This window comes from Lentzea sp. CC55, from assembly GCF_021056325.1.
Taxonomy (GTDB): Bacteria; Actinomycetota; Actinomycetes; order Mycobacteriales; family Pseudonocardiaceae; genus Lentzea; species Lentzea jiangxiensis.
In genome coordinates this window covers 175,570-190,487 of the sequence record NZ_JAJCXE010000008.1, presented here as the reverse complement: position 1 = coordinate 190,487, position 14,918 = coordinate 175,570, and the positions used below count along the sequence as shown (strand labels likewise).

Sequence of the window (14,918 nt, the reverse complement as noted above, 5' to 3'; positions counted from 1 at the left end):
CTCGGTACTCGCGAGACCCGAGGAGCGTGGGGTTGAGTCAAGACACCGAACCCGCTGCGACGGTTGTTCAACCGTCGGCTACCCGGCGTGTGCGCGCCCGCCTGGCGCGGCGCATCACCGCCCAACGTGCGGCCCCGGTGAAGCAGGTCCTCGAACCTCTCGCCGCCGTGCACCGTGACCTCCATCCCAAGGCCGATCTGGCGCTTCTGCAGCACGCGTACGACGTTGCCGAGGAGAAGCACCGCCCGCAGCGCCGCAAGTCCGGCGACCCGTACATCACCCACCCGCTCGCCGTGGCGACGATCCTCGCCGAGCTGGGCATGGACACCACGACGCTGGTGGCCGCGCTGCTGCACGACACCGTGGAAGACACCGACTACTCACTGGGGCAGCTGAAGGACGACTTCGGCGAGGAGGTCGCCCGCCTCGTCGACGGCGTCACGAAGCTCGACAAGGTCAAGCTGGGGGCGGCGGCCGAGGCCGAGACCATCCGCAAGATGGTCATCGCGATGGCGAAGGACCCGCGCGTCCTCGTCATCAAGCTGGCCGACCGGCTGCACAACATGCGCACCATGCGGTTCCTGCCGCCGGAGAAGCAGGCCCGCAAGGCCCGCGAAACGCTCGAAGTGCTCGCACCGCTCGCCCACAGGCTGGGGATGGCGACGGTCAAGTGGGAGCTGGAGGACCTCGCGTTCGCGATCCTGCAGCCCAAGAAGTACGACGAGATCGTCCGCCTGGTCGCGAAGCGCGCGCCGAGTCGCGACACGTACCTGCGTTCGGTCGTCGACGAGCTGAACGGCCAGCTCGAGAGCGCGCGGATCGTGGCGAAGGTCGAGGGCCGGCCGAAGCACTACTACTCGATCAACCAGAAGATGATCGTCCGCGGACGGGAGTTCGACGACATCCACGACCTCGTGGGCGTCCGGATCCTCGTGGACGAGGTGCGCGACTGCTACGCCGCGATGGGCGTCGTGCACGCCGCCTGGCAGCCGATGCCGGGCCGGTTCAAGGACTACATCGCGCAGCCGCGGTTCGGCGTGTACCAGTCGCTGCACACGACCGTCATCGGTCCCGACGGCAAGCCTCTCGAGGTGCAGATCCGCACCCACGAGATGCACCAGCGGGCCGAGTACGGCATCGCGGCGCACTGGCGCTACAAGGAGACCAAGGGCACGCACAACGGCAAGTCCGTCGAGATCGACGAGATGGCGTGGATGCGCCAGCTCCTCGACTGGCAGCGGGAAGCCGCGGACCCCGGCGAGTTCCTCGAGGGGCTGCGCTGGGACCTCGCCGCGCGCGAGATCTTCGTGTTCACCCCCAAGGGTGACGTCGAGACGCTGCCGACGGGCTCCACGCCGGTCGACTTCGCCTACGCCGTGCACACCGAGGTCGGTCACCGCTGCATCGGCGCCCGCGTCAACGGGCGTCTCGTCGCCCTGGAGCGCAAGCTCGAGAACGGCGAGGTCGTCGAGATCTTCACCTCCAAGGCGGAGGGCGCGGGCCCGTCCCGCGACTGGCTGAGCTTCGTCGCGTCCCCGCGCGCCAAGGCGAAGATCAAGCAGTGGTTCGCCAAGGAGCGCAAGGAAGAGGCGATCGAGCAGGGCAAGGACGCGATCACCAAGGAGGTCCGGCGCGTCGGGCTCCCGATCCAGCGCCTGGTCTCGGTCGACTCGATGCAGGCCCTCGCGAAGGAACTGCACTACCCGGACATGAGCGCGCTGTACGCGGCGGTCGGCGAGGGGCACACCTCGGCCCGCCACGTCGTGCAACGGCTCGTCGCGCAGCTCGGCGGTGTCGACCACGCCGAGGAGGAACTGGCCGATCGCGCCACCCCGTCCACGGTCACCCGGCGCCGCCCCACCGGCGACGCGGGCGTGATCGTCAAGGACGCGGGGGACGTGTGGGTGAAGCTCGCCCGCTGCTGCACCCCGGTGCCGGGCGACGACATCCTCGGCTTCGTGACGCGCGGCGGCGGCGTGTCCGTGCACCGCACCGACTGCACGAACGCGGACGAGCTGCTGAAGTCGCCGGAACGCCTGCTCGACGTCGAATGGGCGCCGTCGGCGTCCAGCGTCTTCCTGGTCGCCATCCAGGTGGAGGCGCTCGACCGGCACCGGCTGCTCTCGGACGTCACGAAGGTGCTGGCCGACGAGCGCGTGAACATCCTGTCGGCGTCGGTGACGACGTCGCGCGACAGGGTGGCCGTCAGCCGGTTCTCGTTCGAGATGGGCGACCCGAAACACCTCGGGCACGTCCTGAAGGCCGTGCGGAGCGTTGAGGGCGTGTACGACGTGTACCGCGTGACGTCGGCGTCGTAGAGCTTCACGGGGAAGGCACAGGAGCCTCCTGCCGGATTCCGGCAGGAGGCTCCTGTGTCGTGTGCCAGGGTTTGCGGATGCTCGACATCACGGTCAGGACGGAAAACTCGGAGCGGCACGTCCGCGTGTCCGCCGAGGAGCTCGCCGGGCTGGTCCGGCGCATCGGCGGGGAGGGCGACCACTTCCTGGTCCTGCAGCGCGTGCCGGACCTGCCCGACGTCTTCGCGCAGGTCTGGCACGAGACCGGCGGCGACTGGGCGGTGGAGCACCGCGACGGCCGCGGGTACTTCGAGGCGACCGCCGACGGGCCGGACGCGGTGGCCTCGGTGCTCATCGGCTGGGCACGGCAGGAGCCCGGCTGGGACGGCAGGCTGACCTGGTCGCCGCTCGACGCCGGTCCCGCGCGGGTGGTGCCGCCGCTCGACCTCGGCGACCACGAGCGCGAGGCGCTGGAGGACCACGTGCGCGGGGTCCTGGCCGCCGGCTACGCGACCCGCGCCGGCCTGGCGGAGGTCGCCGAGGAGTACCTGGCGACCGGGGACCGGCGGCCGGTGTCGCGCCACCAGGCGCGGGAGCTGGCCGACCGGCTGTGGCTCGAGCGGGTGGCGGAGCAGGCGTCGTGGCGGGGGGAGACCGACCCGGAGCGGCTCGCGCGCGCGTTCGAGGCGCTGGACGCCGCCGGGATCACCGCCCGCGAGAACTTCACCTGCTGCCGCACGTGCGGCCAGGCGGAGATCGGTGACGAGGCAGGGCCCGGTGCGCGCGGGTTCGTGTACTTCCACGGCCAGAGCACGCAGGCGGCCGTGGCCGGGCGCGGGCTGACGCTGCACTACGGCGGCTTCGACGACTCGGCCGCGACGACCACGGCCGTGGGGCTCGAGGTCGTGGCCGCGCTCCGGGCGGCGGGGCTCGCGGTCGAGTGGAACCGCGACCCCGGCCGGGCCATCACCGTGACGCCGCTCGACTGGCGCCGCCGCCTGGTCGGGTAGGGAGAAGCGAAAGGGCCCCCGGGAACCGCTCCCGGGGGCCCTTCACTGTGAAGAACTAGTTCGCGACCAGAGCCGACTTGATGTCGACCGGGGTCTTCGGCTTGCCGTCGCCCTGACCCGGCTGCTGCGAGATCGTGCCGGTCTTCGCGACCTCGTCGACCTTCTTCAGCGACTCCTCGTCGACCGTGCCGAAGACCGTGTAGTCCGGCTTCAGGCTGGCCGCGTCGCCGTAGACGATGAAGAACTGCGAACCGTTGGTGTTCGGGCCCGAGTTGGCCATGGCGAGCACGCCGCGGCCGTAGGTGAGCTCGGGGTAGGTCTCGTCCTTGAACGAGTAGCCGGGGCCGCCCATGCCGTTGCCGCCGGGGTCGCCGCACTGCAGGACCTGGATGCCGGTCACCGTGAGGCGGTGGCACGTCGTGTTGTCGAAGTACTTCTGCTTCGCCAGCTCGACGAAGTTGTTCACGGTGCACGGCGCGAGCGAGCGGTCCAGCGTGAGCTTCAGGTCGCCGATCGAGGTGCCGAGCGTGACGCCGACCGTGCCGGTGGCGGGCTGCTCGCCGTTCGCGGGCGGCGTGTTCTCCTTGGCCGCCGGCTCCTGGCCCTTCGTGTACTCGCAGCTCACCTTCTCGGGCAGCGGCGTGGGGCGCTTGGCGACCTGGTGCAGCGCGGTGGGGATGTTCTCCGCCTTGTCCACCGACTCCTGGGTCGGAGTCTCCGACGCGGAGGCGTCACCGTTGCCGAAGACGTCGTTGGTCGCGAGGAACCACACGCCACCTCCAACGAGCGCAACAACGACGACCGTCGACACGACGGCGATGATGCGACGCTTCTTGGCCCGCTCCTGGCGGTAGACCATCTGACGCTCAAGCTTGCGCTTGGCTGCCGCGCGTCGCTGCTCGTTGGTGGGCACGTGCTCCCTCCCCAGGGACTCATGCGAATAGGGCGGTCGGCTCGGCAGTCTAGGGCCTGGGCATATGAGCTTTGTGTGGTGGCTAGGCTGTGGTTGAACAGGGAGGTCATTTTCGTGCTCGTGATCGGGTTCCCCACCGGGGCGCTCCAGGCGAACTGCTTCGTCCTGGCGGCCGGTGAGGGCGAGCCCTGCGTGATCGTCGACCCCGGTCAGGACGCGGTCGAGCCGATCGAGCAGGCCTTGCGCAAGCACCGCCTCGCGCCGGTGGCCGTGCTGCTCACACACGGGCACTTCGACCACGCCTTCTCCGTCGCACCCGTCTGCGACGGCAACGACATCCCCGCGTACATCCACCCGGACGACGTCGAGATGCTCGCCGACCCGCTGAAGGGCATCAGCCGCGAGTCCGCCGCGTTCTTCGGGGGCAACCTCGAGATGCGGGAGCCGTCCGAGGTCCGCACGCTCGACGACGGCGCCGACCTCGACCTCGCCGGGCTGCGCATCACCGTCGACCACACGCCGGGCCATACCGGCGGGTCGGTGATGTTCCGCTCCGGCGCGCAGGAAGGCGGTCGCCTGGTGATCTCGGGTGACACGCTCTTCGCCGGTTCGATCGGACGCACCGACCTGCCGGGTGGCGACCACGCCGCGATGCTGTCGTCTCTGCAGAACAAGGTCATGACCTTGCCCGACGACACTGTGGTGCTGCCCGGCCACGGCCCGACGACGACCATAGGCCGTGAGCGCGTGACGAACCCATACCTGCTGCAACTGCAGGACGCTCCGGCCGCCCCGCACCGAGGACTTTGAGACACGTGTTTTCCGCACCCAAAGGCGTTCCCGACTACATCCCGCCGACGTCCGCTGCCTTCCTGCACGTCCGGTCGACGCTGACCCGCGCCGCCGAGCTCGCGGGCTACGGCTACGTCGAGCTGCCGGTCTTCGAGGACACAGCGCTGTTCTCGCGCGGTGTCGGCGAGTCCACCGACGTCGTGACGAAGGAGATGTACACCTTCCTCGACCGCGGTGAGCGCTCCATCACCCTGCGCCCCGAGGGCACCGCGGGCGTGATGCGGGCCGTCATCGAGCACAGCCTCGACCGCGGCTCGCTGCCGGCGAAGCTCTACTACGCGGGCCAGTTCTTCCGCGCCGAGGCTCCGCAGGCCGGCCGGTACCGGCAGTTCCACCAGGTCGGCATCGAGGCGATCGGCGTCGACGACCCGGCCCTCGACGCCGAGGTCATCGCCGTCGGCGACGCGGGCTTCCGCGCCCTGGGGCTCACCGGCTACCGGCTGGAGCTCACGTCGCTGGGCGACGCGAACTGCCGTCCGGCGTACCGCGAGAAGCTGCAGGCGTTCCTCGCGGAGCTGCCGCTCGACGACGCGACCCGGCAGCGCGCGGAGCTGAACCCGTTGCGCGTGCTCGACGACAAGCGCCCCGAGGTGCGCGAGATGGTCGCCGAGGCGCCGCTGATGGTCGACAACCTGTGCGACGCGTGCCGCGAGCACTACGAGCTCGTCAAGGGCTACTTGACCGAGCTGGGCGTGAAGTTCGTCGAGAACCCGCGCATGGTCCGCGGCCTCGACTACTACACGAAGACGACGTTCGAGTTCGTCCACGACGGCCTCGGCGCCCAGTCGGGCATCGGCGGCGGCGGGCGCTACGACGGCCTGATGGAGCAGCTCGGCGGCCAGTCGCTGTCCGGCGTCGGCTTCGGCCTCGGCGTCGACCGCGCGCTGCTGGCCGCGCAGGCCGAGGGCGTGCTGCCGGAGTTCTCCCGCGTGGACGTGATCGGCGTGCCGCTCGGCGAGGCCGCCCGTGCCCGCCTGGTCGCGGTGGCCGGCTCGTTGCGCGCGGCGGGGATCCGCACGGACCTCGTCTACGGCGGCCGGTCGATGAAGGCGGGCTTCAAGGCGGCGGACAAGTCGGGCGCGAAGCTCGCGCTCGTGCTCGGCGAGCGCGACCTGGAGGCCGGCGTGGTCGGCCTGAAGACCCTGGCGACCGGTGACCAGATCTCCGTGCCGCTGGCGGACGTGGTCTCCGCGGTGCGCGACGGCCTGCGGGCCTCGGCCCTCGTCGCCGCCGTGCCGGGCGGGGCGGAAGGGCTGGCGTCCGACGCGGGTGCCGACGTGGCCGAGGCGGTGCGGGCGAACCCGTGAGCGACGACAAGCTCGTTCTCGACCTGCTCGACAAGACGACGGTCCGCAAGCGTGCGCGCATGGTGGCGATCGGCGGCATCATGGTCGCCCTCGCCTTCGGCGCCGTCGTAGGCCTGATCGGTGGCCGCCTGCCGGGCGTGATCGCCGCGCTGGTCGTGTCGGTGCCCGTGGTCCTGCTGGCGCTGTCCGAGGCCCGCCGCACGGTGTGGTTGCAGGGCACGACCGTCTACGTGCGGGCGTTCGGCACCCGGCAGGTCGACCTGGCCACGGCCGACGGTCTCGACCTCCTGGTGACCGACCTGCGCGGCGCGCGGACCGTCGGGCTGTTCGTGCGCGGCGGCAAGAAGGCGATCAACGTCGCCCTGTCGATGTACGCGGGAACGGGTGGGCGCGAGCTCGGCGTGTACCAGTTGCGCCGGCTGGCCGACGCCGTGGCGGCGCGGGGCGACACTCCCGGGCTGGTGTTCTCGGAGCTGCTCGTGGCCCAGCTGCGGGCGGAGGCTCGGGGGCTCTCCGCTGCCGAGCGGCCGCTGTACCGGCTGGGGTCGCTGGCTCCCGCCGGGCGGATGGCGCAGAAGCTGCACCCGGACGCGGTGTCGAAGTTCGTCACCTCGCTGGACTGAGGTCGTCCTCGGGAACGCCCGTCGCGCAGGTCGCGGCGGGCGTTTCGCCGTCTAGGTGCCCCAGAGGCCCGAGGGCGGGGCGGGGGAGAGGGTCGCCGTCGCGTCCGTGGTGACCGGCGCGCCCCCGATGAACTTCGTCAGTCCCGTCCCGTGCTCCACCCTGCCCGGGAACGGGTCGCCCGCCGTCGCGCGGGTCAGTTGCTGCATCGGCAGGCCGGTGTGCGAGGCCATGATCACGAAGTTGCCGAAGCGGCGGCCGCGGAAGACGCCGGGCTCGGCGAGCACGCAGACATGTTCGAAGACCGCGCGCACGGTCGCGCATTGGGCCCGTGCGAACTGCAGGCCGTTGCCGTCGCCGATGTTCGCGGCGTAGATGCCGTCCGGGGCCAAGGCGTCGGAGGCCTGGCGCACGAACTCCACCGACGTCAGGTGCGCGGGGGTGCGGGCGCCCGCGAAGCAGTCGGTGACGATCAGGTCGAACGAGCCGGGGCGGGCCTTGACCAGCACCGCGCGGGCGTCGCCCGTCGTGATCCTCACCCGCGGCGGTGGCGGGAGCTCGCGGCGGATGAACGCGATGAGACCGGCGTCGATCTCGGCCACCTGCTGAGACGCACGAGGCAGTAGATCGGCCACGTAGCGCGCTAGCGTGAGAGCGCCACCACCGAGGTGGAGCACGCGGGAGGGTGCGGTGAGGTCGACGAGGTGACCCAGCCGGCGGACGTACTCGAACTCCAGGTACGTCGGGTCGTCGAGGTCCACATGCGACTGTGGCGTTCCGTTGACCCGCAACGTCCACGAGTTGCGTCCACCTAGGTCGGGGACCAGTTCGGCGACGCCGGAGTCGATCGACTCGGTGATCGCCTCTGTGCCGGGCCGCTGTCTTCCCACTGCTCTATTGTCCCATCGCGTGTGTCAGCTCTGAGGAGGAACCCAAGTGCAGGTCATCGCAGGCGTTTTGCTCGCTCTCGTGGCGTTGATCCACATCTACATCGTGGTGCTGGAGATGTTCCTCTGGACGACGCCGCGCGGGCGCAAGGCGTTCGGCCTGACGCCGGAGTTCGCCCAGGAGTCGAAGGCCCTCGCGGCGAACCAGGGCCTCTACAACGGCTTCCTCGCCGCCGGCCTCATCTACGCGCTCGTCCGGCAGGACTTCGGCGCGTCGGTGCTCTTCACGGTTTTCGTGATCGTCGCCGGCGTCTACGGCACGTTCACCGCTAGTCGGAAGATCTTCTTCGTGCAGGTGGTGCCGGGCGTGCTGGCGCTGCTCTTCGTGCTCTTGGCGCGCTAGGGCGCTCCCACGGCCCCTTGTCGGCGTCGTAGCCGAAGAGGTCGCCCTCGATGCGGTCCGGCCGTGGCTTCGCGGGCTGCGGGGCAGGCTTCCTGGCCTTGACCGTGGGCTTCTCCGGCTCCGGCTCCGGCTCCGGTTCCGGTTCGGGCGCCGGGGCGACCTCCTGGCGCACGGCGACGAGGGCCGCCAGCGCCGTCGTCACCGGGATCGCCGCCACGAGGCCGATGCTGCCCACGAGCGTGCGGACGATCTCCTGCGCGATCTGCTGCGCGGTCAGGATCTCGCCCATCGACCGCCCGGCCAGCGAGATCGCGAGCAGCAACGGCAGCGCGGCACCCGCGTAGGCCATCACGAGCGTGTTCACGACGGACGACATGTGGTCGCGCCCGATCCGCGAGCCCGCCGCGAAGAGCTCGCGCCACGTCAGCTTGTCGTTGGCGCGCCGCAGCTCCCAGACGGCACTGGTCTGCGTGACCGTCACGTCGTCGAGCACTCCCAGCGCGCCGATCAGCGTTCCGGCGAGCAGCAGGCCGCGGGTGTCGATGCCGGTGCCGAGGATCGTGACGAGGTTCGTGGTGTCCTCGTCGAGACCGGTCAGCTTCGCGGCGGCCGAGAACAGCGCGCCCAGCACGCCGATCAGCGCGAGGCTGACCAGCGTTCCGAGCACGGCGGTGGACGTGCGCGCGGAGATCCCGTGCGTCAGGTACAGCACCATGAACATGATCAGCCCGGCGCCGACCACCGCCACCATCAACGGGTTCTCGCCCGCGAGGATCGACGGCATGATGAACAGCACGAGCACCACGAAGCTGAGCAGCAACGCGCCCAGCGCCGCGAGGCCCTGCCACCTCCCGAGCAGCAGCACGGCCGCGGCGAACAGCAGCGCCAGCACCCAGAGCGACCAGCCGCGCTGGAAGTCGACGATCTGGTACGACTCGGCGGCCTGCGGCTGACTGCCCGCATAGGACAGCACCACCTCGTCGCCGATCCGGAAGCTCGGCGCGCCGGGGCCGTTCACGCTCGGGATCGTGATGCTCTGCCCGTTCGCGGCGCCGTCGGTCATCCGCACGGTGATGGCGACGCACTTCTCGCCGCAGTTCTCGGCGAGGCCCGTGACGACGGCCGCGACCGGCGTCTGGTGCAGCCCGACCTGCGCACCGGTCTTCTGCTCGTGCCCGAACGGGTAGAGCAGCGCCGCGCCGATGACCGTGGCCAGTGCCAGCGGCACCAGCAGCCACATCAGCAACGTGCGCACCCGCTGCGACGCCGGTTCCGCGCTCAGCGCGTGGCTATGCCCGTGACCGTGACCCACGCGTGACATCCTGCCCCATGAGGTGTTCGACCGCAGTGATGGCCGCCGCCAGCCGGTCTTCGGTGAGCTTGAGCCACGGCACGCCGCGCCGCGCCAGCTCCTGTTCGAACAGGCCGGTCATCCACTCCCGCAGGTGTTCGCCGTCACGCCAGCCGTCCTGTTCGAACGGAACGCCGACGTGGTCGGTCAGCAGGTAGAGGTCCGGTTCGGTGCCGGTGGGGATCTCCGGCCGGAACCCGAGGTAGCGCTCGCCCCACACCGTCGCGGCGAACGCGTCGTTGTCCGCGACGACGAGCGGCGCGGTCTCGGCGCGGATGCGGCGTTCCTGTTCGCGCGCAACGTCCTCGAAGTCACCGAGCGTCCACACCAGACCGTCCGGGGTGGCCGCCGGGTCGAACGCCCGCGCGGCGGCCAGCTTGTGCTCGGTGTGCTCGCGGCCGTACTCGGCGATCCACGGAGCCCCGAAGTGCCGGGCGAGCTGCTTCGACAGGGTCGTCGTGCCGGTGCTCTCCGCACCGAGGACCACGACCTTCCAGCCGAGCCCGCGCCGGGTGGCGGGGGCGAGGTGGTGCCAGTTCGCGACCGGGTCGGCGCGCACCGCCGTGCCGGACACGGGGTGCGTGAGGCGGTCGAGGTCGACGAGCACGTGCTGCGCGCCGAGCCGCCGCGCCAGTTCGTCGCCGTACTTCTCGCTGGAGAACACGACGTCGACCGGCGCGGCGGACGGGTCGCCGTCCGCGATCGCGCGCCTGGCCAGCACCGCGCGCGTCAAGGCGACGTGCAGCTCCCAGATCTCGTCGGAGTCGTAGTCCACCGGGTGGTCGTCGAGGTCGCCGACGATCCGCACGCCCGGAGTCGCCGCGTGCGTCTCGGCGAGCCAGCGCACGCGGTGGTCGAGTGGAATCTTCTCGGACGTCGCCGCCAGCACCGTCACGGTCGTCCGACGGCTCCGGGAAGCCGCCGTCTCGATGAGGTGATGGTGCCCGTTGTGCGGTGGGTAGAACTTTCCGAGCACCAGCGCGTGGTCGAATTCCTTCACGCCGGCACCTCATTGCTCTTGAGGTCCTTTGTCCAATTGCGCAACCCGAGCACGCACAGCACCATGAACCCCACGTACAACACCGCTGTCAAATACAGTTCCTTGTACGCGTAGAGCGGCACGTAAATCACGTCCGCGGCGATCCACAGCCACCAGCACTCGACCTTCTTGCGCGCCTGCCCCCAGGTCGCGAGCAGTGACAGCACGGTCGTGATCGCGTCCCAGAACGGCACCGTGGACTCGGTGAACGTGACGAGAACCCAGTGCAGCAGACCGGTTCCGAGGACGCCGGCGACCGCGAGCCAGAGCCACTGGGGCGTCGTGGTGCGGCTGACGTGCAGCGTCGAGTGCTGCTCGCCGCCGCGCACCCACGCCCACCAGCCGTAGACCGCGAGTGCCATGTAGACGATCTGCAGGCCCGAGTCGGCGTACAGACCGCTGCCCCAGAACAGCACGAGGAACGCGACGTTGTTGGCAATGCCGATGGGCCAGTTCCAGGGGTTTTGCCGGGCGACGAGCCATACGCACAGCGCGCCGGTGACAAAGCCTGCTACCTCAACGGGTGACACGTGCACTCCTTGACCGCTGTTCGAACATGTGTTCGAATCGATGCTGTGCGATGGGACGGACAGAAACTCGAGGCAGAGCCGCAGCAGGCACTACCGGGGCTACCGGGACTGGTGCGCAGCGTACGAACTCCTGAGTTCGCGGACGTGGTGTTCCACGAGGTCCGCGCCAAATCCGTGCTCAACGGGGTACCGGGGTCGTCGCTGCCCTTCTCGTGGACGGTCAACCCGTACCGCGGCTGCTCGCACGCCTGCACGTACTGCCTGGCGGGCGACACACCGGTCCTCATGGGCAACGGTCGCACGAAACCGTTGTCCGAGCTGAGGGAGGGCGATGAGATCTACGGCACCGAACTCGTCGGCAACTACCGGCGCTACAAGCTCACGACCGTTCTCGCGCACTGGGAGACGCGCAAGCAGGCGTACCGGCTGACGCTGGAGGACGGCACGACCGTCGTCGCGTCCGGTGACCACCGCTTCCTCACCGACCGCGGCTGGAAGCACGTCACGGGCGACACCGCCGGCACCGGCCGCCGCCCGCACCTCACGACCGGCAACAAGCTGATGGGCACGGGGGCTTTCGTCGAGCAGCCCACCGTGACCGACGACTACCGCCGCGGCTACCTGCGCGGCATGGTGGACGACGAGACCGAGTTCCACATCCCCCTGGCCGACATCGAGGCCATGGAGCGCACGCAGGAGTACCTCGACTACTTCGGCGTGCGGGAAGGGAGGGGATTTCTGCACCAGGTGCGCGAGCTAGCGCACTGGCAGATAGCCCCGAACCCCGACTGGCTCAAGGGATTCCTGGCCGGCGCGTTCGACTACCTCGGGACCTGCTCGCGCAGCATCCTGCGGCTGTCCACGCGCAACGCCACCGTTCTGGAAGCGATCTGCCTGGCTCTCAAGCACTTCGACTTCGACTTCGCGATCGAGGAGCTGCGCCGCCGTCGTGGCGTGCGGGTCGTGCGGCTGCGTGGCGGGCTGAGGGAGAACCTGCGCTTCTTCCACACCGTCGACCCGGCGATCACCCGCAAGCGCGACATCGACGGCGTGGCGATCAAGTCGCAGCAGCCGCTCGGCGTCGTGTCCGTGGAACCGCTGGGGAAGATGACCCTCTACGACATCTCGACCGGCACGGCGGACTTCATCGCGAACGGCGTCGTGTCGCACAACTGCTTCGCCCGCAAGACGCACTCCTACCTCGACCTCGGCACCGGCGAGGACTTCGACAACCAGCTGATCGTCAAGGTCAACGCGGGCGAGGTGCTGTCGCGCCAGCTGCGGTCGCCGAAGTGGAAGCAGGAGCACGTCGCGCTCGGCACCAACACCGATCCGTACCAGCGGGCGGAGGGGCGGTACGCCTTGATGCCAGGGATCATCGAGGCGTTGACCGCCTCCCGCACGCCCTTCTCGATCCTCACGAAGGGCACGCTGCTGGCACGGGACCTGCCGCTGCTGTCCGCCGCGGCCGAGGTCGTGCCGGTCGGGATCGCGGTGTCGCTCGCGCTGATGGACAGGGACCTGCACAAGTCGCTGGAGCCCGGCACACCCACGCCGGCCGCGCGGCTGGAGCTGGTGCGGAAGGTGCGCGACGCGGGCCTGCCGTGCGGTGTCTTCGTGGCACCGGTGCTGCCCGAGCTGACGGATTCCGTGGAGCAGCTGGACTTCCTGCTGGAGCAGATCGCGGCCGCCGGTGCGACGGGCGTGACGGTGCTGCCGCTGCACCTGCGTCCCGGCGCGAAGGAGTGGTTCGCCGCGTGGCTGCGGCGCGAGCACCCGGACCTCGTGGAGACCTACCGGTACCTGTACGGCGTCCGGTCCTATGTGGACAGGCGCTACCGCGACCGCCTCGCGGCGCGGGTGGCCCCGTTGCTCCAGAAGCACGACCTGGCGCCGCGCGGACGGTCCGCCGACGCCGTCACCGGGGTTCCCGGTGACGACGAGGGCGTGTGGCCCGACGGCAGCCTGCCCGTGGGCGTTCCGGCGCCGCGCGTGGACCAGGAGCAGCTCAGCCTGCTGTGATGTCGGCGAGCTCCGGCTCGCTCAGGTGGAGGACCTCGAAGACACCCTCTTCCCCGGGGTGTTCCTCCCACAGTTCGAAGCGCACGACCTCCCACGTGCGCGGGTCGACGCCCACGGCCGCCGAGTGCAGGCCGGGCGACTCGCGGAGCTCGATCCCCGCCACCACGTCGATCGGGTTCGCCTCCGGTGCGAGCCTCGTGATCTTCCGCGTCGCGTACCTCGCCGTGGCCGCGCCACCCCGCAGGAACGCCACCCCCGGCCAGTGCCGCACCTCCGGCCGGCCGAAGTCCGCGAGGATCGCCTGGAAACCACCTCCGCGGTAGAGGAAGTTCGCCATCCCCGCCGAGGTGTTCCAGACGTAGAACGGCGCGTACGTCGTGTCGCGGACCAGGTAAGCCTTGAACCCCAGGCCTTCGAACCGGTCGAGCGCGTGACCGCGGGTGCGGACGCGTTCCCGGACGACGTCCATGTCGTAGTTCGACGGCAACCGGATCTCGTACTGCATTGCGATCATGCTTCTGTTGTACCTACGCCCAGCCGCCCTGGGCCATCGTCTGGAACTTCCACTCGCCGCCCACGCGCGTGAGCAGGTCGCCGTAGCGCACCGTGATCCCGTTGATCGTGCCGTCGGTGATCACGAAGACCAGGTTGTCGTTGATGAAGTGCGGCGTCCTGGTGGACTCCATCTGCACCTCGCCTCCCAGTTGCGCCCCCATCTGCTCGATGAACGTCGCGCGGTCCCACGACGTCGCCGATCCGTCGGTGACCGTGTTGATCGGGAACAGGGCCATGTCGGCCATCGCCTCGACGTCGCCCGCGACCGCGAGCGCGTCCCACTTCTCGAACCACTGCATGACCTCGTCGTACGACATACCGTACATTGTACGGAACTCAGCGCGATCCGACCACCGCATTCGCGTCTTCGCTGGTCACGAGCTTGGCGGTGAGGCCGGCGGCGGTGAAGGCAGCCAGTGCGGCCGGTGCCTGGCGCTCACTGGTCTCGCTCAGCAGGTGCCCGCCGGGGCGCAGCCAGTGCGCCGCCTGGGCGGCGACGCGGTGCAGGACCTCCAGGCCGTCCGCGCCGCCGTCGAGTGCCACGCGCGCCTCGTGGTCGCGTGCCTCGACCGGCATGAACGCGATGTCGTCGGTCGGCACGTACGGGACGTTGGCGACGACGACGTCGATGCGTCCGCGCAGGTGTGTGGGCAGTGCGTCGAACAAATCCCCTTCGAACACGTTCGTGAGGTTCTTGCGCGCGCATGCCACCGCCACGGGGTCGATGTCGGCGGCGTAGACCGTGGCGGTGGGGAGTCGGTGCCGGAGCACCGCGCCGACCGCGCCGGAGCCGCAGCACAGGTCGACCACCACGTCCGGCTCCAGGTCGGTGGCGAGGTCCACGAGCAGTTCGGTGCGGTGGCGGGGCACGAACACGCCCTTGGTGACGACGATCCGCTGCCCGCAGAACACCGCCCAGCCGACGACGTGTTCCAGCGGCAGGCCGGCGACTCGCTGGGCGACCAGCTCTTCCAGGTGGTGCGGGCCGGTGGCGGCTTCTTCGAGGAGGGCGGCCTCGTCCTCGGCGAACACGCAGCCGGCGGCCCTCAGTCGTTCCACGATGCTCATCGGGGCGGACGGTACTCGCGACATTTACAAGCAGTCTTGACTGTTTGTTTGTTCGGCGGAACA

Annotated in this window: 14 protein-coding genes and 1 pseudogene; 7 read left to right on the top strand and 8 right to left on the bottom strand. The window is 70.1% G+C overall.

What is annotated here, in order from left to right:
• Positions 1-32: 32 nt before the first annotated feature.
• Positions 33-2,318, top strand: coding sequence for a bifunctional (p)ppGpp synthetase/guanosine-3',5'-bis(diphosphate) 3'-pyrophosphohydrolase (locus L6E10_RS05940; RefSeq protein WP_240010107.1), 2,286 nt, complete (start codon positions 33-35; stop codon positions 2,316-2,318).
• A 77-nt stretch (positions 2,319-2,395) separates the two neighbouring features.
• Positions 2,396-3,307: a hypothetical protein gene (locus tag L6E10_RS05935; protein WP_236217555.1), complete on the top strand. Its 912-nt coding sequence runs from the start codon at positions 2,396-2,398 to the stop codon at positions 3,305-3,307.
• A 55-nt stretch (positions 3,308-3,362) separates the two neighbouring features.
• Here L6E10_RS05935 and L6E10_RS05930 read toward each other — a convergent pair whose 3' ends face one another.
• Positions 3,363-4,220 (bottom strand): peptidylprolyl isomerase, encoded by an 858-nt coding sequence (locus tag L6E10_RS05930; RefSeq protein WP_236217553.1) that lies wholly within the window; start codon positions 4,218-4,220, stop codon positions 3,363-3,365.
• Positions 4,221-4,334: 114 nt separating this feature from the next.
• Here L6E10_RS05930 and L6E10_RS05925 point away from each other — a divergent pair, with 114 nt between their 5' ends.
• From L6E10_RS05925 to L6E10_RS05915, 3 genes and pseudogenes are all read left to right on the top strand, one after another.
• A complete protein-coding gene (locus L6E10_RS05925) occupies positions 4,335-5,030 on the top strand; it encodes an MBL fold metallo-hydrolase (RefSeq protein ID WP_236217551.1) in 696 nt (231 codons plus the stop codon).
• A gap of 5 nt (positions 5,031-5,035) precedes the next feature.
• A pseudogene (gene hisS / locus L6E10_RS05920) lies at positions 5,036-6,283 on the top strand (histidine--tRNA ligase); the annotation flags it as partial.
• Positions 6,284-6,375: 92 nt separating this feature from the next.
• Positions 6,376-7,002, top strand: a complete 627-nt coding sequence (locus L6E10_RS05915) for a hypothetical protein (protein ID WP_236217548.1) — start codon at positions 6,376-6,378, stop codon at positions 7,000-7,002.
• A 51-nt stretch (positions 7,003-7,053) separates the two neighbouring features.
• On the opposite strand, the gene L6E10_RS05910 is transcribed toward L6E10_RS05915, so the two are convergent.
• Entirely contained in the window at positions 7,054-7,890 is an 837-nt protein-coding gene (locus L6E10_RS05910) for a spermidine synthase (protein ID WP_236217546.1), read from the bottom strand.
• Positions 7,891-7,936: 46 nt separating this feature from the next.
• Between L6E10_RS05910 and L6E10_RS05905 the strand changes: the two genes are divergently transcribed.
• Positions 7,937-8,290 (top strand): DUF1304 domain-containing protein, encoded by a 354-nt coding sequence (locus tag L6E10_RS05905; RefSeq protein ID WP_090101434.1) that lies wholly within the window; start codon positions 7,937-7,939, stop codon positions 8,288-8,290.
• Here L6E10_RS05905 and L6E10_RS05900 read toward each other — a convergent pair.
• The 3 genes from L6E10_RS05900 to pnuC are packed head-to-tail and all read right to left on the bottom strand — an operon-like array spanning position 8,217 to position 11,210.
• Positions 8,217-9,611, bottom strand: a complete 1,395-nt coding sequence (locus L6E10_RS05900; protein ID WP_236217544.1) for a YibE/F family protein — start codon at positions 9,609-9,611, stop codon at positions 8,217-8,219. The two genes, L6E10_RS05905 and L6E10_RS05900, sit on opposite strands and share 74 nt — an antisense overlap.
• Positions 9,580-10,641 (bottom strand): AAA family ATPase, encoded by a 1,062-nt coding sequence (locus L6E10_RS05895; protein ID WP_236217541.1) that lies wholly within the window; start codon positions 10,639-10,641, stop codon positions 9,580-9,582. Before L6E10_RS05895 ends, L6E10_RS05900 begins: the two co-directional genes overlap by 32 nt.
• The gene (gene pnuC / locus L6E10_RS05890; RefSeq protein WP_236217539.1) at positions 10,638-11,210 is read right to left on the bottom strand and encodes a nicotinamide riboside transporter PnuC; all 573 of its coding nucleotides are present in this window, start codon (positions 11,208-11,210) and stop codon (positions 10,638-10,640) included. The genes L6E10_RS05895 and pnuC overlap by 4 nt, the downstream gene beginning before the upstream one ends.
• On the opposite strand from pnuC, the gene L6E10_RS05885 reads away from it, so the two are divergent.
• A complete protein-coding gene (locus L6E10_RS05885) occupies positions 11,211-13,232 on the top strand; it encodes an intein-containing Rv2578c family radical SAM protein (RefSeq protein ID WP_308102669.1) in 2,022 nt (673 codons plus the stop codon).
• Here the strand turns inward: L6E10_RS05885 and L6E10_RS05880 are convergent.
• The 3 genes from L6E10_RS05880 to L6E10_RS05870 are packed head-to-tail and all read right to left on the bottom strand — an operon-like array spanning position 13,219 to position 14,855.
• Entirely contained in the window at positions 13,219-13,746 is a 528-nt protein-coding gene (locus L6E10_RS05880) for a DUF4865 family protein (protein ID WP_236217534.1), read from the bottom strand. The genes L6E10_RS05885 and L6E10_RS05880 overlap by 14 nt on opposite strands.
• 13 nt (positions 13,747-13,759) lie before the next feature.
• Positions 13,760-14,104: a nuclear transport factor 2 family protein gene (locus tag L6E10_RS05875; RefSeq protein ID WP_236217533.1), complete on the bottom strand. Its 345-nt coding sequence runs from the start codon at positions 14,102-14,104 to the stop codon at positions 13,760-13,762.
• A 19-nt stretch (positions 14,105-14,123) separates the two neighbouring features.
• Positions 14,124-14,855, bottom strand: coding sequence for a putative protein N(5)-glutamine methyltransferase (locus L6E10_RS05870; protein ID WP_236217532.1), 732 nt, complete (start codon positions 14,853-14,855; stop codon positions 14,124-14,126).
• Positions 14,856-14,918: the final 63 nt, after the last annotated feature.